At 45.1% G+C, this 22,912-nt stretch carries 23 protein-coding genes and 1 pseudogene; 11 read left to right on the top strand and 13 right to left on the bottom strand.

The genetic code is table 11. The features are described from left to right. The first annotated feature begins 141 nt into the window (after positions 1 to 141). The 3 genes from XZ46_RS01260 to galT all read left to right on the top strand — a co-directional run bounded on the left by XZ46_RS01260 (position 142) and on the right by galT (position 3,740). Positions 142 to 1,542: an NYN domain-containing protein gene (locus XZ46_RS01260; RefSeq protein WP_006622013.1), complete on the top strand. Its 1,401-nt coding sequence runs from the start codon at positions 142 to 144 to the stop codon at positions 1,540 to 1,542. Positions 1,543 to 1,628: 86 nt separating this feature from the next. Next, positions 1,629 to 2,684 (top strand): 4-hydroxyphenylpyruvate dioxygenase, encoded by a 1,056-nt coding sequence (gene hppD, locus XZ46_RS01255; RefSeq protein ID WP_006622014.1) that lies wholly within the window; start codon positions 1,629 to 1,631, stop codon positions 2,682 to 2,684. 45 nt (positions 2,685 to 2,729) lie between these two features. After that, the gene (galT, locus tag XZ46_RS01250; RefSeq protein WP_006622015.1) at positions 2,730 to 3,740 is read left to right on the top strand and encodes a galactose-1-phosphate uridylyltransferase; all 1,011 of its coding nucleotides are present in this window, start codon (positions 2,730 to 2,732) and stop codon (positions 3,738 to 3,740) included. Between the two features lie 333 nt (positions 3,741 to 4,073). Here the strand turns inward: galT and XZ46_RS01245 are convergent, their stop codons facing one another. The 10 genes and pseudogenes from XZ46_RS01245 to XZ46_RS01210 form a co-directional block, all read right to left on the bottom strand. Then, on the bottom strand, positions 4,074 to 4,514 hold the full coding sequence (locus tag XZ46_RS01245) for an SH3 domain-containing protein (RefSeq protein ID WP_008051939.1): 441 nt from the start codon (positions 4,512 to 4,514) through the stop codon (positions 4,074 to 4,076). 126 nt (positions 4,515 to 4,640) lie between these two features. Continuing rightward, on the bottom strand, positions 4,641 to 6,146 hold the full coding sequence (locus tag XZ46_RS01240; protein WP_006622019.1) for a Ycf46 family AAA ATPase: 1,506 nt from the start codon (positions 6,144 to 6,146) through the stop codon (positions 4,641 to 4,643). A 7-nt stretch (positions 6,147 to 6,153) separates the two neighbouring features. Next, positions 6,154 to 6,660: a YceD family protein gene (locus XZ46_RS01235; RefSeq protein ID WP_006622020.1), complete on the bottom strand. Its 507-nt coding sequence runs from the start codon at positions 6,658 to 6,660 to the stop codon at positions 6,154 to 6,156. A 37-nt stretch (positions 6,661 to 6,697) separates the two neighbouring features. Continuing rightward, positions 6,698 to 7,174, bottom strand: coding sequence for a Jag family protein (locus XZ46_RS01230; protein ID WP_006622021.1), 477 nt, complete (start codon positions 7,172 to 7,174; stop codon positions 6,698 to 6,700). Positions 7,175 to 7,182: 8 nt separating this feature from the next. Continuing rightward, positions 7,183 to 8,358, bottom strand: coding sequence for a membrane protein insertase YidC (gene yidC / locus XZ46_RS01225; RefSeq protein ID WP_006622022.1), 1,176 nt, complete (start codon positions 8,356 to 8,358; stop codon positions 7,183 to 7,185). Positions 8,359 to 8,514: 156 nt separating this feature from the next. After that, positions 8,515 to 8,907 (bottom strand): PH domain-containing protein, encoded by a 393-nt coding sequence (locus XZ46_RS01220; RefSeq protein WP_006622023.1) that lies wholly within the window; start codon positions 8,905 to 8,907, stop codon positions 8,515 to 8,517. Then, entirely contained in the window at positions 8,879 to 9,268 is a 390-nt protein-coding gene (gene rnpA, locus XZ46_RS01215; protein WP_006622024.1) for a ribonuclease P protein component, read from the bottom strand. The genes XZ46_RS01220 and rnpA overlap by 29 nt, the downstream gene beginning before the upstream one ends. A gap of 187 nt (positions 9,269 to 9,455) precedes the next feature. Beyond that, a complete protein-coding gene (gene rpmH, locus XZ46_RS27865) occupies positions 9,456 to 9,593 on the bottom strand; it encodes a 50S ribosomal protein L34 (protein ID WP_071533534.1) in 138 nt (45 codons plus the stop codon). Between the two features lie 66 nt (positions 9,594 to 9,659). After that, a pseudogene (locus XZ46_RS27860) lies at positions 9,660 to 10,051 on the bottom strand (zinc ribbon domain-containing protein); the annotation flags it as partial. Between the two features lie 227 nt (positions 10,052 to 10,278). After that, the gene (locus XZ46_RS01210; RefSeq protein ID WP_008051938.1) at positions 10,279 to 10,794 is read right to left on the bottom strand and encodes a DUF2808 domain-containing protein; all 516 of its coding nucleotides are present in this window, start codon (positions 10,792 to 10,794) and stop codon (positions 10,279 to 10,281) included. A gap of 488 nt (positions 10,795 to 11,282) precedes the next feature. Between XZ46_RS01210 and XZ46_RS01205 the strand changes: the two genes are divergently transcribed. The 3 genes from XZ46_RS01205 (at position 11,283) to XZ46_RS01195 (ending at position 14,276) form a co-directional block, all read left to right on the top strand. Then, on the top strand, positions 11,283 to 12,428 hold the full coding sequence (locus tag XZ46_RS01205) for a Re/Si-specific NAD(P)(+) transhydrogenase subunit alpha (RefSeq protein ID WP_008051937.1): 1,146 nt from the start codon (positions 11,283 to 11,285) through the stop codon (positions 12,426 to 12,428). A 145-nt stretch (positions 12,429 to 12,573) separates the two neighbouring features. Then, positions 12,574 to 12,870 carry an NAD(P) transhydrogenase subunit alpha part 2 gene (locus XZ46_RS01200; RefSeq protein ID WP_006617139.1) on the top strand — a complete coding sequence of 99 codons (297 nt, stop codon included), beginning with the start codon at positions 12,574 to 12,576 and terminating at the stop codon, positions 12,868 to 12,870. Next, the gene (locus XZ46_RS01195) at positions 12,867 to 14,276 is read left to right on the top strand and encodes an NAD(P)(+) transhydrogenase (Re/Si-specific) subunit beta (RefSeq protein ID WP_006622029.1); all 1,410 of its coding nucleotides are present in this window, start codon (positions 12,867 to 12,869) and stop codon (positions 14,274 to 14,276) included. The genes XZ46_RS01200 and XZ46_RS01195 overlap by 4 nt, the downstream gene beginning before the upstream one ends. Positions 14,277 to 14,355: 79 nt before the next feature. On the opposite strand, the gene XZ46_RS01190 is transcribed toward XZ46_RS01195, so the two are convergent. Together XZ46_RS01190 and mnmA are read right to left on the bottom strand one after the other, a co-directional pair. Then, positions 14,356 to 14,979: a ParA family protein gene (locus tag XZ46_RS01190; protein WP_006622030.1), complete on the bottom strand. Its 624-nt coding sequence runs from the start codon at positions 14,977 to 14,979 to the stop codon at positions 14,356 to 14,358. 133 nt (positions 14,980 to 15,112) lie between these two features. After that, on the bottom strand, positions 15,113 to 16,192 hold the full coding sequence (mnmA, locus tag XZ46_RS01185; protein WP_006670839.1) for a tRNA 2-thiouridine(34) synthase MnmA: 1,080 nt from the start codon (positions 16,190 to 16,192) through the stop codon (positions 15,113 to 15,115). Between the two features lie 306 nt (positions 16,193 to 16,498). Here mnmA and XZ46_RS01180 point away from each other — a divergent pair, with 306 nt between their 5' ends. From XZ46_RS01180 to XZ46_RS01160, 5 genes are read left to right on the top strand one after another with little or no spacing between them, the layout of a single operon-like run. Beyond that, the gene (locus tag XZ46_RS01180; RefSeq protein WP_006622032.1) at positions 16,499 to 16,939 is read left to right on the top strand and encodes a hypothetical protein; all 441 of its coding nucleotides are present in this window, start codon (positions 16,499 to 16,501) and stop codon (positions 16,937 to 16,939) included. After that, positions 16,932 to 18,350 (top strand): GMC family oxidoreductase N-terminal domain-containing protein, encoded by a 1,419-nt coding sequence (locus XZ46_RS01175; protein ID WP_006622033.1) that lies wholly within the window; start codon positions 16,932 to 16,934, stop codon positions 18,348 to 18,350. The genes XZ46_RS01180 and XZ46_RS01175 overlap by 8 nt, the downstream gene beginning before the upstream one ends. Positions 18,351 to 18,389: 39 nt before the next feature. Continuing rightward, positions 18,390 to 20,519 (top strand): hypothetical protein, encoded by a 2,130-nt coding sequence (locus XZ46_RS01170; protein ID WP_008051936.1) that lies wholly within the window; start codon positions 18,390 to 18,392, stop codon positions 20,517 to 20,519. Beyond that, a complete protein-coding gene (locus XZ46_RS01165) occupies positions 20,512 to 21,570 on the top strand; it encodes an NAD-dependent epimerase/dehydratase family protein (protein ID WP_006622035.1) in 1,059 nt (352 codons plus the stop codon). Before XZ46_RS01170 ends, XZ46_RS01165 begins: the two co-directional genes overlap by 8 nt. Then, complete coding sequence (locus XZ46_RS01160) at positions 21,570 to 22,136, top strand: YdcF family protein (RefSeq protein ID WP_006622036.1); 567 nt, start codon at positions 21,570 to 21,572, stop codon at positions 22,134 to 22,136. Before XZ46_RS01165 ends, XZ46_RS01160 begins: the two co-directional genes overlap by 1 nt. A 17-nt stretch (positions 22,137 to 22,153) precedes the next feature. On the opposite strand, the gene XZ46_RS01155 is transcribed toward XZ46_RS01160, so the two are convergent. Then, entirely contained in the window at positions 22,154 to 22,906 is a 753-nt protein-coding gene (locus XZ46_RS01155; protein ID WP_008051935.1) for a hypothetical protein, read from the bottom strand. Between the last annotated feature and the right edge of the window lie 6 nt (positions 22,907 to 22,912).

The following is a 22,912-nucleotide window of genomic DNA, read 5'->3' as shown; positions in this document are numbered from 1 at the left end:
GCGTGATTAGACCCCAAAAGAGGAGTAGTTAAGCCATTAGTCGGATGGGGGATCATAGTTATTGACGATGATCCACCCGATCGCCATCCTCCATGCTAATCTAAAGAATAGAGAACAAATTTTGACGGTTTGTGTAGGGGTATGCCCCATAAGTCGCTCGTGCCACAGACGAATAATGGAACTACGGCGGTTAATCAGATCAGTAACCTGATCTATCAGACCGTTGTGTCGTTTCAACAACAGCACCCGGAGTGCTTACATATCCGCTATCAGAGTGTTTCCTGGGAACAACCTGAGTATAAAACTAAACTGTTAGCTAAATTGAATCACGGGTTGGGTCAAGCGCCTAACCCCGAAGTATTGCTATCTTGGGTGAGATCTTATCTGAGATCTCTGCTAAATTCAGAAGCGATCGCTACTAATACCTTTAATCAACTCAAGCCTAAACTTCAGCAACTCCTCAATTACGATAAAAACCAACATCTAAATGCTTCGATTCCTAACTTAAATGGTAATGGAATGATTGATAAAGGAGCGAGTATTCTACTACTTGATGCGGAAAATATTCAGCTAAACGCTGACGCCGAAAAGTTTTTAGAAAAAATCTGTCATTATCCTTTACAAATTAGGGTGGCTTTTGCGAACTGGCGCAGTTTAGGCAAAAAAGATGCCGAGTTTCATCAACGAGGCTATCAGTTGATTCATGTACCCGCAGGAAAGGATAGCGCGGATTTCAAAATGGCAACGGTGGGGTCATCAATTTTTGTACACTATCCTACGGCGCGAGAAGTGCTGGTTTGCTCATCAGATCAAGCCTTAATTCATCTCTGTAATACTTTACAATCTCACGGTTTGACTGTTTATCATGTCCGCAAAGATCAAGACCAAATTGTGGTATTTAATAGTCAAAATGGCACGACTCAAAAATATTCCTTATCATCGTCCAAAAAAGTTATTCCCAAAGTGGAAGAATTGCTGCAACAATTGCAAGAGTTAATTGTGGCTGAACAAAAGCGCACTAATTGCTATTGGATTAAGCTAACCAAAATATCTAGCCTTTATCATCATCAACATAAATTGACTTTGAGCCAGGTAATTGCTGAACACTTTATTGATTTTAAAGTCCAGGATATTTTTCTCAAAAACCCTCTGATTTTTGCGGTACATAAAATCTCAGATCAATCTCAAATTTATGTAACTTTATTTAATGAAAATTTCACGATTTCTACGGATAGCTTACCACCCAAGACTGCCCATAAAAATAAATCAAACACTACACCGACACCAATCAAATCCACCGATGATTTAGAAAATGCGTTAGTTAGTATTATCAAAGAAATAACTAAAAAATCCCCTAATTCTTTAGTGGATGTCTCAATTTTAGCGAGTAATTTTATGACCAAATATCATGTACCTATCAATAAGTTACTTCGCCAATTGAATCATAGCAAAAAATTACCCAATTTTTTGGAGTCTTGCGGTTCCTTTCACCTCAAACAAACCTCCAGAGGTTGGCAGGTTGGTTTATTAAATCCGAACTGAGTTAATTTACCCACGATCGCCTGTCTGTATCTCTTATACTAAAAGGTGGATTGTCTCAATTATGGCCAAATTGTCATCACTAATTTATGGAGTTCGACCACATTCATATCTATGTTGAGGATGCCATAGTATCTCGCAACTGGTTTATCGACAAATTCGGATTTGAGGAGGTGGGACAAAACATCAATGATCACGATCATACAATCACCATGGCCAATGGTCCGATTTATATCCTCCTGTCCTCACCCCGCCACCCACAGAGTCCGGTGGCGAACTTTCTCCGCCAACACCCCCCCGGAATTGCTGATATAGCCTTTCGGGTAGACAATTTATCCGAAACAATAGATCGCGCTATTTCTGGCGGCGCAAAACTTCTGCAACCCGTACAAAGCCATGATAGTGCGATCGCTGCTAGTCAATGGGGAATTATTTCCGGTTGGGGTTCCTTGCAACATTCCCTGATTGAAGTTAAGGCTATTTCCCCCTATAAATGGCTTCCCGGCTGTCAATACCCAATTAAACTAAAGCGATCGCCGATTCATTTAACAGCCATTGATCATGTCGTCTTAAATGTCGAAGTAGGTGATCTCAATGTTGCGGCAAACTGGTACAATTCTGTTTTAGGACTCAACCCCGAACAAAGTTTTAACATTCAAACTGATTACTCTGGCTTATACAGTCAGGTGATGACATCCCCCCAAGGAAAAATTAAATTTCCCATCAATGAACCCGCCTCCCCAAATTCCCAGATTCAAGAATTTTTGAATTTTAACCGAGGTTCAGGAATACAACATATTGCACTGACGACAACCAACATTATTGAAACCGTTGGTTTTCTCAAAAATCAGGGTTTACAATTCTTATCAATTCCCGAAAATTATTATGATACAATCGAGGCTAGGGGAGCTGCTTGCCGACTACAGCAAGATTGGGAACTCGTCAAAAAAAATCAAATTTTAGTAGACTGGCATCCTTCAAATTCAGCATCAATGCTGTTGCAAATTTTCACCCATCCAATTTTTAATCAACCCACTTTTTTCTGGGAATTAATAGAACGTCGTCAGTCAGCACAAGGATTTGGTGAAGGCAATTTTCAGGCTCTTTTTGAAGCGATAGAAAGGCAACAGATAGACCGTAGTTAACCACCCTCAAAACCGCCTATTTATGCTCATACTTAGGAAAATATAATGACTGAACTACGACAAAACTTAATCACTAGAGACTGGGTAATTATTGCCTCAGAAAGGTCTAAAAGACCCCATGAATTTGCGCCCCCCTTGTCTAAACTAGAACCCTTACCTACCTACCGAGATGACTGTCCATTTTGTCCCGGAAATGAACATCTAACCGGAACTCAAGAGTGTTTACGACTGGCTGATAATGGTGGTTGGCGAGTGAGAGTAGTAGGGAATAAATATCCGGCTCTCTCTGATGTTGGTCAACGAGTTCGTCATGGTGAAGGTATCTTTAAATCCCTGTCGGGAGTGGGATATCATGAAGTAGTAATCGAACACCCTCGCCACGATTTAAATATTGCTTTGATGGATATTAAAGACATTAGCAATATTCTCCGGGTCTATCGCCAACGCTATGGCGAACTACGAAAAGACCCTAGAGTTGAAACCATCATTATTTTTAAAAACCACGGAGGAAGTGCTGGGACTTCTTTAGAACATCCTCACTCCCAAATTGCAGCCCTTCCTATTGTTCCCTATCAATGGCGCGATCGCGCTAGAGAAGCAGTCCGCTACTACGATGATACGGGAGAATGTCTTTTTTGTCGCACCCTAAAAGACGAACTCAAAGCAGGCGATCGCATTATTTACGCAGGGGAGCATTTTGCCGCATTTATTCCCTACGCGGCGCTTTCCCCCTTTCATACATGGGTTTTTCCCCGTAATCATGCTTCTTCCTTTGATGAAATTACGGATTTAGAAATAGAGGATTTAGCCCAAACCCTCAAAGTAGTAATGTCTCAATTTTATTTTGGTTTAAACAACCCCGATTTTAACTATACCATTCGTTCCATACCCACGGCTGAACAGCGCACGGATTATTTCCATTGGTATATTGCCATCATTCCCCGCGTTTCCTTAACCGCCGGCTTTGAACTGGGAAGCGGAATGTATATTAATACATCTGTTCCCGAAGAAAGCGCCGAATTTTTACGCTCTGTCAAAATTCCCTCTAGTATTTGAAAGATTGCTGTGGGCTGGTTCTGAGGGCCGCCTACAGGAGCAAAAAAAAGCGACCCAAGAGGCCGCTTATATCTGATGAAAACCGCGTTCTGAATTGTTAGCCTTGTTTTAGACACTAATCCAGTGAGATACTACGAAAGATGAGTGAGCTTTGATGCTCAAAATAGGTAAGTGTTATATATGATCCCAAGTTTTCCCAGATTTGGCAGTGATCGCGATCAAATAAATCAGTGAATTTACTGATGGAAATTGGTGATGGGTTTCATACCCTAAGTGCGATCGCCTCATGGTTAAAGTTGTGTTCCAGATCACATCTTCCGTCAAGCCAAGGATTTAGTTAATAGGCTCGGTATTGCCACCCCTTACCCAACCGGTGCGACCTTCATCAGTGGCGGCGCGAACCCGCTGCCATTGTCTATCCTGGCTATCTTCCAAAACGATAACCTCTTCCTGATATCCGACCCCACCGACCCGGTTAGCATCAAGGCTAGGACTATCCCTGATAATTAACCCAATGGGTTGAACCACGATCGCCCGATAGGTCCCCTCCTCTAATTGTGGCTCAGGTTCAGGCTCAGGCTCAGGAGTAGGTTCAGGAGTAGGGGTGCTGGCTGTTTCAACCACCACTGGTTGATCAGTAGCAAAAGTCGGTCGTTGGGGGAGTTCCGTCAACCTAGCGGCAAAGTACAAAGCGGCGGCCAGAGTTGCGCCCGCCAAAATCAAGATAGCTAGGAACACACCGACTAAAAACTTAAAGATGCCATAAAGACTCATAGTATTTTGGGAAACATTTATTATCTGATCGCGATCGCCAAAAACAATCGGCTCAATGAAACCTGATGATAGCGAACATTGGAACCACATCAAGGCGAGCCACAAATTAAATAACCTAGTCCCCGTCTAAAATAGCTTATTGAGGCTATCTTGTCGGGAAGCCAATCTAGCCTTACCCGCCGCCGCCCAATCCTGTAAAAATTGAATCTGATCGCGAGCAGTACGAGCCAGAGGTATCATTTGACTGGCGGCTTCCAGTATATCCTCAGTGGTGAAATCACGATTTTGACTGAAACCAATGTGCATAGCTTCAATCAAAGTTTGCTCAATTTCCGCCCCAGAGAAATCCGGCGTTTCATAAGCTAGGCGATCGATATCGTAATTTTTGAGACCTTGGGGGCGCAATTTAGTTAGGTGTACCTCAAAAATCGCTTTCCGCTCATCTTGGTTAGGCAAACCCACAAAAAATATCTCATCAAATCTACCCTTACGCAGAACTTCTGGCGGTAAAGATTGGATATTATTAGCAGTAGCCACGACAAAAACCGGAGAAGTTTTTTCAGCCAACCAAGTGATCACAGTGCCAAATACCCGGCTAGTTGTACCGGCATCCCCTTTACCATCAACCCCCGCAAAGGCTTTATCTATTTCATCAATCCATAGGACACAGGGAGCGAGAGCCTCTGCTAACTGAATCATTTGGCGAGTCCGAGATTCCGACTCCCCTACCAGTCCCGCAAACAACCGCCCCACATCTAAACGTAATAAGGGTAAATGCCAATGGTGAGCGATCGCCTTAGCCGTCAGAGATTTACCCGTCCCCTGAATCCCCACCAGTAGCAAACCACGGGGATAGGGCAATCCATACTGTCGCGCCCGTTCCGAAAAAGCGCCGCCCCGCCGCAGTAGCCAATCTTTGAGGTTATCGAGTCCGCCAATATCAGATATATTTTCCTTGGCGGGGTAGAAATCCAAAATTTGAGTTTGGCGAATAGTTTGGCGTTTCTCTTCCAAAATCAGCTCTATATCACTGGGTTGTAGTTCCCCATGATTAGCGATCGCCTTAGCCAAAATCCGGCGAATGCGCTCCAGAGACAGACCCTGAAACGAGCGCACCATTTCATCTAACAGACGTGGCTCTGGGGTTTTTCCCGTTGCCATCAATAGGCTTTCCACCGATTTAGCAATAGTGAGGCGATCGGGCAATGGAAATTCCAGAATCGTGATCACTTCGCTGAGGTCTTCAGCAATAGTAACTTGGGGGGAAATAATCACCAAATTTTTCGGTTGAGACTTGAGGCGACGCGCCAGATTACGGATTTTACGAGAAATGGAAATATCATCTAAAAACCGATGAAAGTCCCGCAAAATAAAAATCGCCGGTGTCGTGTCCGGCACTTTTTCCACAAACTCCAAGGCGAGGAGGGGGTTACGAACTGCAAATCCCATATCATTAGGATTTCCCTCGTTGTAACCTTCTACAAAATCCCACACATAAACTGCTCGATTTCCTTGGTTCAAACCTACCTGCTTGATAGTTAACTCAAGGCGCTCCTCCTCTAATGTGGGAATATAAATCACCGGATAGCGCGATCGCAGTAATAATTCAAACTCCTGGTTAAATTGGCTCATGGCTTTTTTATCCAGATAATTGTTTTTTTAACGCTTCCAAGGCTGCCCAGCGGTGATCTATCGCTGAATCTACTGATTCCGAAACCTCAGTCGGGGCCGTAGGTACTTGACACATCGTGTCACACAGTTGACGACCTGGTAATTCCAAACACAACTGCTGATAAAACCAATCCGTAGGAGAAAAATGCCCTTGAGGGTCTAGGGTTTCCACCAAATCCTCAAAAGCCACCTCCACCTCTTCAGCGATCTGGTAATCAGATGATTTTTCTAACCAGATCGCCTCACTCGTCAGAATTTTCAAGCGGTGGTTGTACTGTTTCAGACAGCGATCGCAAGTCAAAGTTACAATCGTCTCCGCACGACCCTGGACATCCAAAAATGTCGTCTTATGACTAACTCGCATATACCCTCGCACCGGAGTCAGGGTATCCAAACCCGGGATAAACTCCTCAAACTGGAACTCCACCGTCCGCTGATGTGCATTAAGCAAATGAGGGATGTAAATAGCATCCATAATCTTGTGGTCGTCGCTTATTGTGCCAAAATGTTTGTCAGGCTTTCACTTTAATCACTAGACGGCGATCGGGTTCACTCCCCTGACTATAAGTTTCCACACCCTCACTATCCTTGAGAATATTATGGATTAGCCGTCGTTCCACCGAAGATAGGGACTTAATTTCCAACTCTATCCCCGTTTGTCGCACCTGACTCGCCGCATTTTCCGCCAAAGATCTTAACTCTTGGTAGCGGCGGGCGCGATACCCATTTAGCTCCACAGTATAAGCCACTTTTTCACCGTTGTCTTTCCCCAAATTCAGAATCGTATTAACCAAATACTGAATCGAATCGAGTCCCTCACCACCATCACCAATCAGATTTTTAGCCTGTTCAGGGGATATATTGGGACTTTGAATGGTTAACCAGTAGGAGTCTTCCTCCTCTGTAGGGACAACATTACCCGAAATATCTCCGAGTTTTAGGAGTTCCTCTATCCACTCCTGACCTCGACTAATTTGAGTCTTGTCCATTGCTTAGTTTATGCCTTCTTCTTAGAATGTCCGCCTGGTTCAAAAGGAAGTGAAGCACGTCCACTTTCACCTGGTTTCTTGTCTTTTTTGTCTTTTTTGCCGGTTTGTCTCTCCGACTCCTCCACAATTTTCTGGAGATTTTCCGGTAAAGGTTCTCGCGACAAGATAAACGCCTGACCTGTTTGGAAAATATTAGCAATCAGCATATACAGTAAAACACCAGCCGGTAGTGGGAAGAAGAAAAACATCCCCGTAAATAAAACTGGCGTGATTTTGTTAACCGTATCTTGTTGAGGATTACCCGAACTACCTTGATTTTGACCAGAGAGGACCTGGTTAATATACAAACTAATCCCGAATCCCAAAATCATGCCCACTATATCCCAGTGGATATTACCATCATCATCAAAAGCTCCTACCCGTCCCAAGGCATCAATAAACAAAAATCCCTTATCAGCAGCAATTCCTTTCAGGCTGGCTTGGATTGTCACTTCACCCGGTTTGACAGCTACCAAATTCCCTTCATCATCAATCTGAACCTTATCTTCCCCTTTAGTTACCATCCAATGGGGTTTAACTTTGGGGTTTTCGTAACTATCCAGCTTTGACTGTAGACTTTCCCCTTGTGCTGTTTGAAATTTCACCTGGGTTTTTTGTCCCACTGCCAAATTATTGCCAGTATCAATCAAAGCCTGTACGGAAGAGTGAACACCATCTGCTACATAAACATTCTGAGCCTTACTCTTATATATTTGCGGTTGAATTTGCTCAATTTGTTCTTGGGGAAAAATTTGCAGGTCAATGGCGTAGTTAACATCCGAGAAGGGTGATCCTCGCAGGGTAGCAAACAAAGCAAATAGAATTGGCATCTGTAGCAGTAGTGGAAAGCAACCCGCCAGAGGATTACCCAATTCCTTATATACTCTGCTCATCTCTTCCCGTTGTTTCACCGGGTCATCTTTATAGAGCTTTTGGATTTTGTCCACTCGCTCTTTCATCAGCGGTTGTGTCACCTTCATCCGCCGCATATTCCGAATTGACCCGGCATTCAGCGGATATAGTGCAAAACGAATCACCAGAGTTAAGGCTACGATCGCCAAACCGTAACTAGGGACGATCCCGTAGAAAAAATCCAGGATCGGTAACATCAAATTGTTGGAAAGAAACCCAATACCAAAGTCCATGCGTCAAGAGTTAACCTAGCTGCTTGATTTTTTATACAAATTTTAACAATTAAGTTCCCAGGGTGGAACTTTTTTGCGCCATCTGATTGAATCTATATTTCCTGATTGTCTATGACCACAAGGAAATATAATCAACCACTATGGGTGAATTTTAAGTTACTGACCGATCACACCCGGCGATCTTCCCTGTTTTTGAGCAATTTTTTCACTAATGTAGTCGTAAAGCTCTCTAAATCTCGGTAAAGCTCTTAGTTCCAGACGGTTGCCATTTTTCAGGGTTAGCACCATATCTCCCCAGGCTCCGAATCCCCTAGGCACTTTGGCGACACTCACAATTTCTGAGTACACCACATCAGTGCGATCGCGTCCCATCCATCCTCCAATCACAGAAACCCGGCGGTTAGTAATACGATAACGCAGCCACAGTGCGCGGACCACTGCTCCCACAGTCAAAGGCAAGCCGATAATCGTAAATCCGATCAGTAAATTTATAATCAGATCACCAATATGGGGCCCACCTTCATAAAAGCTCTCCTCCCGAATGCCCATGTAAAACCTCTGCTTGTACTAACAACTTTTCTAATTCTCGCAGAATTTCTGCATAATTGCACTCGATCGCCGTTGGCTTGACCACAATCACCACATCCCAACCTGGCGAGATTGTTGGTAATAACTGTCGCAGTCCCGCTCTAATTTGTCGTTTGAGCAGATTTCGTCGCACCGCACGCTTGCTAACCTTCTGACTGATAGAAATACCAAACCTACTCGCGGGGACCCCTGCATCCATCTCAGGCGGAACTAACCGTTTTAATGCTCTCAGGGTTAAATGAGCAGTTTTACGATGTAGTCCCCTAGTATAGACTGCCTTAAAATCTTTGGGAGCGCGCAGTCGATTTACTTGAGGCAACATTTTGATTTGATCAGTTATAGCAGTGGATACCTAGACCAGCGAGGGCGCATCACCCGGCGGGAATAGAAGCTAGGGCTCATATCAATCGCCAAGCGTGAGCCCATCGCTTGCGTATCAGGGTTATGACCACTGCTTTGACACTCCCCCAAATCCATTGAAAGTCTGCCACCAGTGAAACGGATATCCCTTAAACAGATAACCGTGACCGTCCTTTTTTCCGGCGAGACCTAATCACCGCACGACCATTTCTCGTCCGCATCCGTACCCGAAACCCAGATACTCTCTTTTTCTTACGGCTAGTTCCTTTGAGTGTTTGTTGAGCCATTTGCCTATCCTCCCACAATCAGTGTTAAAATCACAATCTCTAATTGTAGCACATACACTGATACATTTACGCGGCATTTTTCCGGTTGTTCCCGGACAATGCAACGATAGCACTATTACCCGTTAAGGTAACAGAGGCGGTATCCCGCAAAGCTTTTAGAAAGATTCCAAAAGCACCGTTCCAGTCCCGTGGTAGAGTGAACCCGCACTCCGGACATCGGAACACTTTTGAGCCACCTAGCTGGGAATGGACATGACCACAGTGAGTACAGGTTTTGCTGGTGTATTCTTCGGTCACATCTACAACTGTTCAGTTATTTCCCCTTGATGTCTCAGGGTTAGTTTGAATCGATAATGCGCCCATTTCAGCATGGCGCGGGCAGTCTTAGACCTGATTAGACGCTTCACCTTGGCAACCATATTGGAAGTCTCGAAGGTGGGCCCAAAAATCAGGCTGTGTTATGGGATGGCCAGGGATGCGACCCAATCAACCAAGGGGTTGAAGTCCTCACCGGGTAGTCCCCACGCCCATTTCAGCTCGATTTCATACCCGAAGGTCTCGCACCATACTTGGTATTATACCGTATGGCCGTAAAATGTTAACCTAATTTGAGATTAAATCATGCTCCAGAAAACCTGACAGCAAGTTGGTTGAGCGATAATCAACTCAACCGCCCCAGCATCTGTTAATCAATACTGAGGACCCAAGTACCAACATAGCGCAACAGAGGCACATCACCGGGACTGCGAACATTAGCATTAAAGTGGAACATCCCGCCAAAAGTAGGATTTCTGACGTTTGACATCACAATTTCTAAAGACTGTCCGGCTGGGATGGGTTCTTCTGGATAGATTTCAAGAAAATTGTTTTCGGCATCCCAGATCACGTCCTCTAGGGGAATTGACTGATCACCGATACGAACCTCAATGCGCTCTGGGTCAAATCTACCCTCGAAATGCTCAGGATACGAAATCGAGATCAGAGCCACAGCCATATTTAACTTCCTAGACGGAATTCTTAATCTGTAGCGGTCCCGGCGACCAGAGCGGCCACTTTGTAGAAAGAAATTGAGCAAATTCGCCCTTTCCGGTCCACCAAACAAAGTCACACCAGGACCTGATTGCGCCATAACCAGAGTCGGAAAAGCTCCCAACAAAAAGCCAGTCAGTGTCAAACCAGAAACTAGAGAACGGATTTTCATTGATACAAACTCCTGCGATAAGTGTAACGGCGGTAACAATTTGACTTATGGTTAAAGGATTATTTTCGAAATAAAGACAAACTAAAGATATCAATCAATGGGAACAACTACGATTATGATGTCAAACTAGACACTCATTCTGACACAATCATCATCATTGTGTCGAGTTGCTGTGGTAGCAGTGATTAGCCTGTTGTAGCAAAGGTTGCACATTTTGATTGATTAGCTACTTCAACCCAGACGGCCAGCTAGGTGGGGTGCTGTCAGATGTAGTGGTTGTCATCAAAAAATGACAAATGTTCTGATATGACGCGCTTTCCCAAGGCAGATCAAATTTCGATCGCTATCATGGAATCCTGTAGGGACGGGTTTCGCTCGTCACTAATCAATTGCCACAAACAAATAGCAGTGCTAAACCCGAAAGGAGCGCGAAAAGATTTTGGTCAAGCCGTCGAAAAGGGACGGAGTTTGAGATATAGGAGTTTTTGATGAAAATTGCGATCGCCAAAGAACTTAATGTTAATGAACGCCGAGTGGCCCTGATACCGGACGTAGTATCTCGTCTGGTGAAAGAAGGCTTAGAGATTTATGTGGAAGCCGGAGCAGGAGAAGGGTCTTGTTTCTCGGATGCTCTGTATGAGCAGGCGGGAGCCCACGTGATTACGGACTCAGCCAAGTTGTGGGGAGAAGCCAATATCCTGCTGAAAGTGAGTCCGCCACAAGAAGACGAAGTTGGCAAAATGGCTGAGGGGGCAGTATTAATCGGATTTCTCAACCCCTTGGGAGAGCCAACCCTGATCCAAAAATTAACCGATCGCCGGGTGACAGCCTTCAGTATGGAAATGGTCCCCCGCACCAGTCGCGCTCAAAGCATGGATGCCCTATCCTCCCAGGCTAATATTGCCGGATATAAGGCAGTTCTGATCGCGGCGGCGAATTTGCCTAAATACTTCCCGATGCTGACCACGGCAGCCGGAACCATCAGACCGGCTAAGGTCTTAGTTCTAGGGGCGGGGGTAGCCGGACTACAAGCGATCGCCACAGCACGGCGTTTAGGAGCGATCGTAGAAGCCTTTGACATTCGCCCAGAAGTCAAAGAACAAGTCCAAAGTTTAGGGGCTAAATTCGTAGATGTCACCTTAGAAGAAGATACGGTGGCGGAGGGAGGCTATGCCAAAGAAATCTCAGAGCAAGCCAAACAACATACCCAGGAAGTGCTAACCCAGCACGTGGCTGCCTCTGATGTGGTGATTACTACGGCTCAAGTTCCCGGCAAAAAAGCCCCCGTTTTAGTCAACGCTAACATGGTGGCTCAAATGAAACCCGGTTCAGTGATTGTAGACCTAGCCGCCGAACAGGGGGGAAATTGCGAAGGTTCAGAACCAGGTAAAAACATCCAGAAAAATGGTGTCACCATCATGGGACCCATTAACCTGCCAGCCTCGATGCCTGTTCATGCCAGCGAGGTATATGCTAAAAACCTCTCAGCCCTCTTAAAGCTGATGGTAACCAAGGAGGGAGAACTTGATCTAAACTTCGCAGATGACATCCTCGATGGAGCCTGTGTTACCCACGGCGGGGAAATTCGTTCCCAACGGGTTAAAGAGGCTTTGGGAGTTCCTGTGGGTCAATAGTACAGACCACAGGCATCTCTAGCCTCAAGGGTATCAGGTCTATACTCCCCTATTTGTGAGGGGGGAGCCGCTCCCCCCGCTGGGTCACTGGGTAAAAGTACGGTGACGAACAGCTAGACGCTTTCCAAGCTACTGGAGATATTGAATGACAACAGAAACTCTGATTTCGGCTTTATTTGTTTTTGTCCTGGCATCATTTGCCGGGTTTGAGGTGATTACGAAAGTGCCACCAACCCTACACACTCCCCTAATGTCTGGCGCTAATGCCATCTCAGGAATTGCGGTTTTAGGGGCGATTATTATTGCCGGAGAACAGGATTGGAACATCACGGTGATTCTGGGTATTGTGGCTGTGGTGTTGGCTACTATTAATGTTGTGGGTGGCTTTTTGGTTACTGACCGGATGCTGCAAATGTTCAAGAAAAAGGAGGTTAAAGCATGATCGACTTTCTACCAACAGGCATCGAGTTGAGTTATTTGGTGGCGGTAACCCTGTTTTTCTTTGGTCTGAAAAAGTTGGGGTCTCCAGCAACGGCTCGCAATGGGAATATCTTGGCATCTATTGGGATGTTAATTGCGATCGTGGCTACTCTTCTTAATCAGCAGGTTCTCAACTACGGCACAATTCTGATAGCGATCGCCATAGGTTCCGCTATTGGTGGCATCGCCGCCTATAAAGTCGAAATGACTGATATGCCTCAGATGGTCGGTTTGTTTAACGGTCTCGGTGGTGCTGCTTCTTCTATGGTGGCTGTAGGCGAGTTCTGGCGCTATTTAGCCACCGCTGATGCTCCCCCGCTACCAACTACTGTTACAGCGGTGTTAGGGGTTTTAATTGGCGGTGTCACCTTCACAGGCTCCCTCATCGCTTTTGCCAAACTGCAAGGGATTATGAGTGGCTCTCCGATTCTGTTTCCCTTGCAACAACCCTTTAACCTAGCCCTGTTAATTGGCTTTGTAAGCGCAAGTGTTTATATCTGTGTACAACCCTTCAACGTCCCTGTTTTCCTGGCTTTAGTGGGCATTTCTCTGGTGCTGGGAGTGCTTTTTGTTATCCCCATCGGTGGCGGGGATATGCCTGTGGTGATTTCCCTGTTAAACTCCTTCTCAGGGTTAGCTGCTAGTGCGGCGGGTTTTGTGGTGATGAATAACCTGCTGATCATTGCTGGGGCTTTGGTAGGTGCTTCTGGTATTATCCTTACGGTGATCATGTGTAAGGCGATGAACCGCTCGATTACCAACGTCCTATTTGCTGGGTTTGGTACGGGTGAAGGTACAGCCGCAGCGCCTAGCGCTTCTGGTGGTGCAACCAATAAGAGCGTTCGCAATATCGACCCGGAAGAAGGGGCGATGATGTTGGGGTATGCTCGGTCTGTGGTGATTGTTCCCGGTTATGGCATGGCTGTAGCTCAGGCACAGCACTCGGTTAAGGAACTGGTGGATATGCTAGAATCCTTGGGGGTGGATGTTAAATATGCGATTCACCCGGTGGCGGGACGAATGCCGGGACACATGAACGTTCTGTTAGCCGAGGCGAATGTTCCCTATCCGCAGTTGTATGATATGGATGACATCAACCCCCAATTTGAACAGACTGATGTGGCTTTGGTGATTGGGGCTAATGATGTGGTTAACCCGGCGGCGCGGGAAGATAAAAATAGCCCCATCTACGGAATGCCGATTCTGGATGTTGACAAAGCCAAGCATACTATTGTGATTAAGCGTGGTATGAGTACGGGATTTGCTGGGGTTGATAATGATTTGTTCTACAAGGACAAAACTATGATGCTATTTGGCAGCGCTAAGGATATGGTTGCTAAGTTGGCTTCTGAGGTTAAACAACTCTAGGCTGTTCCCATAATTTCCGGTTCTACTGACATCCTTCGAGTCCCATGGACGGCGGGGGATGTCTGTCTGTATTGGGGTTTTATTTTAGGCTTCTCAGGAGTTCGGCTACGACGCGCCGATAGTCTGATGCTGCTTCTCTGGCATTTTTGCTGCGAGACCTAATAATGGAAACGCCTTCTAGGGGACAGCGTTCATGGGCTTTGTAGGAGCGAATAAAATTCTGGAAAACTGGAATACCTGATTCCCGCAAGGACTTTTGAGCCTCAAAAGCATCTCCAATACTGCGGGGGTCAACTTTGGTGAGCAGGACTTTATAATCAATGTTAATGGGGGCGACGCGATCGCGTACAGTAGCCATTAAAGCTACTAAATCCATGGGTGCGGCTTGGCTGGGTAAAATTAGATAATCAGCTACCTGGACTACGGCGGCTAGGGATTCGGATTTCAAGGCTGGGGGAGTATCGACGACAATCATTTGCACCTGTTGAACTTTCCTTAACTGTTTCAGGAGACTGGGATTGGTTTCTTCTGAGACATCAAAGGGCATTTCTCCCTGTTCAACCCACCACATAGCAGAACCCTGGGGGTCTGTATCTACTAGGAGGGTTGAGAAGTTGCTGGAAAGTATAGCCGCGAGATTGACAGCGGTTGTGGTTTTACCAACTCCACCTTTCCCATTGGCGATCGCTAAAATTGTCGGCATTCTATCTGAATCGGATAACTTGCTTAGAAAACATACCACGAAAGGTGGTTTGGTAGCGCTTCGGCGATCGCCTCCCCGTACCAGAAAGCCCCAAGATAGGGAGAACAGGCCTCTTCTACTTTGGGGTTATGGGTTAACTGGTCGGACGTTCAATCACGCCGCCACCTAGGAGTAAATCTTCGGAGTACCATACAGCCGCCTGACCGGGGGTAATGCCGAAAATAGGCTCATCAAAAATCAGTCGGACTCTGCTACCAATTTGGGGGTCTGCTTCGGAAGATAAAGGAACCACGGTTACGGGTAATGGCTTACTGCGATAACGAATTTGTACCTCGGCGCGGATAGGTTCAGAAGGCGGCGCAATGGATACCCAATTAACGCGCCTAATAGTGCATTCGGTTTGAGTCATGCGATCGCGATCGCCAACTACTACCCGATTGCGTCCGGGGTCAATACTCAGGACATATAATGGCTCTGCTGCCGAAATTCCCAAGCCTCGGCGTTGACCGATAGTATAGTGGTGGATGCCATCATGTTCCCCCAAAACCCGGCCTTCCGTATCGACAATTTCGCCTTTTTTCCCAGTAATATATTTATCTAAAAAGGCGCGCATAGAACCATTCGCCTCCACCAAACAGAGGTCTTGGCTTTCGGGTTTATCAGCAGTTTTCAGGTTATACTGAGCGGCGATGCGTCTAGTTTCGGATTTCGGGACTTCTCCCAAGGGAAAAACCACACCCGCGAGTAGATCCTGAGTTAAATCATACAGAAAATAAGACTGATCCTTAGTGCGATCGACGGCTCGTTTTAACTGATGGCGATCGCATTGTGAATTATAGGAAACCCTAGCATAGTGACCGGTAGCGATGTGGTTAATATTTAACTCCGTAGAAGCATAACCCAGCATCGGGCCAAACTTAACCGCACGATTACACTGGGAACAGGGTAAAGGAGTAATCCCCGCCCCATATCCTTCCACCAAATAATCAATAATATGGGTTTGGAACAGATCTCGGCTATCGACAATATAATGGGGGATGCCAAGCTGTTCGCAGATATGGGCTGCATCTACCATACCCTCGGAACAGCATTGACCCTTACCCCGCATTAACCATAGGGTTAACCCCACCACCTCATATCCTTGGTGATGCAGAATCGCCGCTGCTGCGGAACTATCAACCCCTCCTGAAAGACCAACAACAATTTTTTGCATTGAAATTATCGCCTCTACCAATTCCACCCGTCGCGACACGACTATACAATAAATTATATGTTATCAGATCGATGGGTAGTAGGTTCGCGCTCCGGGAAACTCCCCCAATTTCCCCCCCGATACTATGAGCCACGACTAAAACGGGGTTTCTGTGCTAAATATCGGTAAGGAAACAGTTGTTGAGTTACAGCTTGTTCACCAGTCGCTTAATACATTGCCCTGACCTTGTTCACCAGTCGCTTAATACATTGCCCTCACCCTAAATCTGGATCCCAGAGTGGGATCCAGATTTTGAGAGGTGATCAGATGATTTCTGAACAGGCTGTAATTGGCGATCGCCACTTAACTTTGAAAAATCAGTCAATCCCATTGATAGCCATGACCCAAGTATTTAATAGTACCGCCTCCGCCCTCTGTTACTCAATTATTTGCGATCGCACCCCCACCGAGGAAACCCGCGAATTTTATCATAATGATGTCGTGCGATTTGTCCTGGAACAACATAGGCGAATGCCCGATTATCTGCAATTTCCCATCTGGCTATTAACCGTTATTTTCGACTGCTGGGGATGGCTAAACGCCTCACCCTTTCATCGTCAACCCCACCAGCTTCGTCGCCAACAAATCGAAGCCTGGAAAAATTCCCCTTTTAGCCCCTGTCGGGATTTGATGCGCTTTTATGAGAGTTTAGTGGTACTGTGTTGGCAATCTTTGGTTAATTCCAATCAATGCGATCGCCATGTTTGAACCCCAATCCTGTGAAATTGCCGTCATTGGTTCCGGTCCTGGGGGTGCAATTACCGCCTGTTTATTAGCCGAAGCCGGACGGGATGTGCTACTTATCGAAGAAGGCGCTTTTCTTCCCCTAGAGTCCTGTGCGCCCTTTTCCCAGGAGGAAATGGTGCAGAAATATCGCAATGGGGGGTTAACAGCAGCCCTAGGAACCCCCAAAGTTCAATATGTCGAAGGTCGCTGTGTGGGGGGAGGTAGCGAAATCAACAGCGGGCTGTACCATCGAACCCCGGCGCAGATATTGGAGAGGTGGCGGACTGAGTTTGAGGTGGAAGGCTTAGAAGATGCTGACCTGTTACCCCATTTTCTAGCCTGCGAAGAGGCTGTTACTGTCTGTTCCCTACCAGGAAAACCCCCCGCCGCCTCTCTGAAACTCCACGAAGGCGCTATCAAGTTGGGCTGGGAGTCCCTAGAAGTGCCGCGCTGGTTTCGCTATGAAACCCAGGATGACCCGAATTTACCACCCAAGGGAACCCGCCAGTCAATGACTAAAACCTTTATACCTCGCGCTTTACGGGCGGGGTGTAGGTTGCGCTCAGAGACGCGAATTAACCGAATTGGTCGCCGAGGTCAAAAGTGGACTATGTGGGCTAATACGGGCGAAATTGAGGCGGAAACGGTGTTTATCTGTGGCGGGGCTATCCAAACCCCGGCTTTGTTGCGGCGCAGTGGGATTACTGACAATATTGGGAATTCTCTACAACTGCATCCGACGGTTAAGGCGATCGCTCAATTTTCCGAACCTGTTAACGCCCTTGATATGGGGGTTCCCGTCCATCAAGTTAAGGAGTTCGCCCCCCGGTTCAGTTTTGGCTGTTCGATTAGTTCCCCCCCTTACCTGTCGGTGGGAATGGTGGATCATCCTGAGTATATGGGGGAGGTACACCGCCACTGGGAAAATATGGCGATTTATTATGCCATGATTACCGCCTCCGGTCGGGGGTCGGTGCGTACCCTCCCCGGTTTTCGCGATCCTTTGGTGCGCTATCGCCTCACGGGTGAGGATTTGCGAAATTTGGGTGAAGGTTTGCGGAAATTGTCTCAACTGCTATTTGAGGCGGGGGCGATCGCAGTTTATCCCAGTTTGTCCGGTTTTGGGCGGTTGAAGAGAGACGATGGCGATCGCATCCCGGAAATTCTCCCGGCGGCGAGTACCAATTTGATGACGGTTCATCTGTTTTCCTCCTGTCCTATGGGAGAAAATCGTCGCCTGTGTGCGGTCGATTCTTTTGGCAAAATTCATGGCTTTGAGAATCTTTATATTGCTGATGGGAGTCTGTTATGTACCGCCCCCGGCGTGAATCCTCAAGGGTCGATTATGGCGATCGCTCGACGGAATGCGTTACAGTTTTTAGACAAACTTTAGCTGTTGAATAATTACCAACTGCCAAAACTGTTCTAATTTATGCCATCAATAATGTTGTTAATTCCCCGGAAAATAACAATTAGACCCACCACGGCTTTCTACCTGATTCCGGTTGTCATTTTAATAGCATTTGTGATCATCTACGGCGTGAGAGTTCCCCACTGGGATGAATGGGCGATCGCCACCATCTTTGAGAAAATAGCCCAGGGAAAAGCTGGGTTAAGCGATTTTGCCGAAATGTACAATGATCATCGCTACTTTTTCCTGAGATTAATTATCGTCCCCTTGGCATTTATTTCCGGTTGGGAGAAGATTTATGAAATCTTAATCGGGGTGTTATTTGCCATCCTTAACGGGATGTTAATTGTCAAAATTTCTCGCCAATGTTATCCAGATATTTCGCACTCCCGCCAATTCCACATTATTAATGGTCTATCCTGTCTGATTCTGTTTTCCCTAGGACAGTATCAAAATTGGCTGTGGGGATTACAATTGGGGATATTTCTAGTTAATCTGTGTGTGACAACTTCTCTCTGGGTTCTCAATTCACCGCCAGCCAAAAATAGCCTAATTTTGGCGACTCTACCCATCCTCATTGCCAGCTTCACATTAGCCCAAGGCATTATAGCATGGTTGGCGATTTTACCCACAGTTTTTTTAAGCCATACTCCCATCAAATCAGGATTAAAAAACAGCCTGATATGGCTAGGATTATTTGCCATTACTACCGCCGTTTATTTGCTGGGATATGACAGCAACAATCCCAGCAACTTTAACCTGTTGTATCTGCTCAATCATCCAGTGTTTTGGGTGCGGTTTTTTGTCACCCTATTAGGAGCGCCTCTAGGTTTCTATTCTGTGCCATTAGCCAATATTTTGGGGGTTTTGGTATTATTCAGCTTTGGGGGTGCGATCGCCTGGGGATATCAAAAAAACGGGTTCCAATTTTTAAAAACTGTCGCCCCCTGGATTAGTTTAGCATTGTTCGCCTTACTATTTGCAGCCATTACCACTTTTGGCAGGGTTGAAGCCGCATTATTTACCGATTTAGGGTTAGATTTTGCTTTGAGTTCCAGATATATCAGCAATTCCCTCTTTTTGTGGGTAGCGGTGTTACAAATTGGGTTATATTTCGCCAATGGAGAGGTTCCCCTTCTTCCCGGTAAACGGGGATTAACTGGTGTAGCGATCGTGATAATTTTTCTAACCGCAATTAATTCAGTATATGCCATTAACGAAGGTCAAGAATATCGGCAAATTTCTCAGCAGATAACCAGATGTCTGAAGGTGATCCAAGTTTGGGACGATCGCTCTCCTCACTGCTGGCACTGGTTTGAAATTATCCCCTCTCGCGATCGCTTTAAACAAACAGCGATCGTCTTAAATGATTTGGGATTTATTGACAGTCCTCAACTACAATTTATCAAGAGTTCCGAAAATTATGGTGCGATCGTCTGGGACAATTCCCCAGGTGTGTTTTCCCAAAACCATGAAAATGGCTGGATTATATTGCACGGAAAATTACAACTTAATCCCCAGCTAGTTAATGACAATAATCAGCTGATGATACTTTCCAGGTCTTCAGAAGCCACAGCAATTTCTTACCCAGAGATTGACCAACATTTTTTTGGGGCTGCCATAGAAACAGCAGTTTTTAATCTGTATGAAAATACATCAATTCAAGCATGGATCAAGATAGGGGAATCCTCAGAATTACTACCTTTGGCGGGAGAAACTCAGATTAAAGTAGTTCTTGATGGCATCCCTAACCCCGGCTTTAACCGCCAACCTGAAAGCATTTACGGCTATATTAACCTCCCCCTCGCCACCTTAACTTTAAACCCAGGCGATCGCTTTATGCTAAACGGTTGGGCGGCGTTTGGCGATCGCGACCAACAACCCGATCGCGTCTTTTTTTCATATAGCGACCAGGACTTTTTCTTCGCCGACACTGCGATCGATTTGGAGACCCCCCAGGTGGCCGAATATTTCCATAGCGATCGCTACTCAAAATCTGGTTGGATCGCTGAACTTTCCGCGCCGGATATTCCCCCCGGAGAAACCACTATTCACGCTTGGGTTTATGATCCTGATAGGGGGGAGTTTGTCACCCTACAACGAGAAATTCCGTTAATTATTCTAGGAGGACCAGAGAGAGACCATGAGTGATCTAGTTTTAGTTACAGGTGCATTAGGCTGGTTGGGATTCAGTTTGGTCAAAGCCCTAGTTAAAGGACTCCCAGATATTGAGGCTTTTTCCCAACCCAGAAATAATCAGATTATTCGCTGTCTAATTTTACCCGGTCAAGACCCCGAAATTTTGAAAAACCTCTCCGATAAAATTGAAGTGATTGTCGGAGATTTGCGAAATCCCCAAGACTGCGATCGCTTTTGTGAAAATGCGAATCATGCCATTCTATTTCATACCGCCGGAATCATTCACCCTCCGCGCGTTTCCGAATTTTATCATATAAATGTCAACGGAACCCAAAACCTGTTAAATTCCGCCGTCACCAATCGCGTCAAAAGGGCTGTGATTGTCTCTTCTAATTCTCCCTGTGGTTGCAATCCCCACCCCGATCATTTATTTGATGAAAAATCCCCCTACCATCCCTATATGAATTATGGCAAATCCAAAATGCTGATGGAGTTAGCCGTTATGTCCATGCAGGAATCAGGAAAAATAGAAACCGTTATCGTCCGTCCGCCCTGGTTTTACGGGCCAAACCAACCCCCCCGACAAACCCTATTTTTCCAAATGATTCGGGATGGAAAAGGTCCCATTGTAGGAGATGGAAATAATTTGCGATCGATGGCTTATATAGACAATCTCTGTCAAGGACTTTTGCTATCAGCCGAATCCGAAAAAGCCAACGGTGAAACCTACTGGATAGCCGATAATCGCCCCTATTCCATGAATGAAATTATCGATACAGTCGAGAAACTGCTAGAATCCGAATTTAACCAAACTTGCGCCCACAAACGTTTAAAATTACCCGGAATTACCGGAGATATTGCCACCTTAGTTGATGGCACTTTGCAGAGTTTAGGATTATATCAGCAGAAAATTCATGTATTATCAGAAATGAATAAAACTATCGCCTGTTCCGTCGCCAAAGCCCAACGAGAATTAGGCTATTCTCCTACAGTTTCCCTAGAAGAAGGAATGCGTCGTAGTCTGAAATGGGTGTTCGAGAATTACCGAGGAATTGATAACTAATGGCTGATTATATCATCGTAACCGAGGGATTAACCGCTACAGAAGCCACTGCAGCCGTCGATAACTTATCCCCTTATTTTAAAGCCGTAATCTGTCAGTTAGCCGCCGATGCTGAACCCAATTCTCGCGTGTTTGTTGCGCCTGGTAATCCCTTCGGACATTCCCAATCTGAGGAAGATTATGCCGGGGAATTTCTCCAGCAATTGCGCCCAGATTTACAGGTTTTAGTTCCCCAAAATGTCCGAGATAAAACCTATTTAGATACCTTTGATAATGCGCGGGTATTGCGTTATTGGTTAAAGCAGGAAAAATATTGGCCCCTATACTCAGTAATTTTATACTGCAATAAACCCCACAGTTTCCGAAGTAGGATCATGTTTAAATCATGTGATTTTCCGGTGCAAAAAGTAGTAGGTTGTCGTCCTGAGAAGGTTGATAATTCTATGGCGATCGCCCCTCGATTATGGTTTTATAATTACCCGCCGATCCAATTCCTTTACGAATTAGCCACATTAGTTTACGATGCTGGGAGAGTCATTATTTGGAAGGTTAGCGGTAGTCCATAAAAACTTGTAAACAACTTCTATTTTGATAAGAGAGTCTCCAAACTGATAGTCATTTGATTGGTAACTTTCAAGTGTTTAATCTTGATTTTATCTTGTTCCCTTAAAAGAGTACGACAAGTTAACAAATCAGTTTGATTATTTAAAATTGAATACAATTGACTATTGTTATCTATCAAATTGCTTTTGAGATAAAACAAAATACCTTTAAAATCTATATATATGGTTTCCTGATGATAACCTTGAATTGGATTTAAGTGATTGTTTAAAGTCAGTAAAATATACATCCTACTCATACCATCGGCAAATTTACCCTCAATATTTTTTAAAACAGAGTCATGATAATTTTTCACATTTATGGAGGATTTTAATTCAATTAAAATAATCATCAATCTATAAATTTTTTCATCAATCAAATTTTGTGTTGTATCCTGATATTTTTGTAATACTAAAATAGCACATTCAGGAGTTTTACTTTGGGTTGAGATACCGGGTATAGGTTTTTCTAAATCAACTTTCCAAATTTTTTCAACTGTAGATTTATCATTATGATAATCCAATTGGTCAATCTTAATTGAGACTAGACGATTATTTGAGTAGTTCTTATTTTTATTTTCTTCGATTTCTATTATTTCATCATCACGGACTGGAATTTCAACTATAAATTGTTCATTAGTTACAGCCTTATGTACTTCATCTCTCAGCAATAATATATCCTGATTGCCAGGATTATTTAAATAATAATGTTTCCTATTTTTTGATTTTTTACTCATCTTTAA

It is taken from the genome of Limnospira indica PCC 8005 (assembly GCF_000973065.1).
GTDB classification, from domain to species: Bacteria; Cyanobacteriota; Cyanobacteriia; order Cyanobacteriales; family Microcoleaceae; genus Limnospira; species Limnospira fusiformis.
Note: the sequence above shows the minus strand (reverse complement) of the source record. Positions and strands in the feature narration are given on the sequence as shown.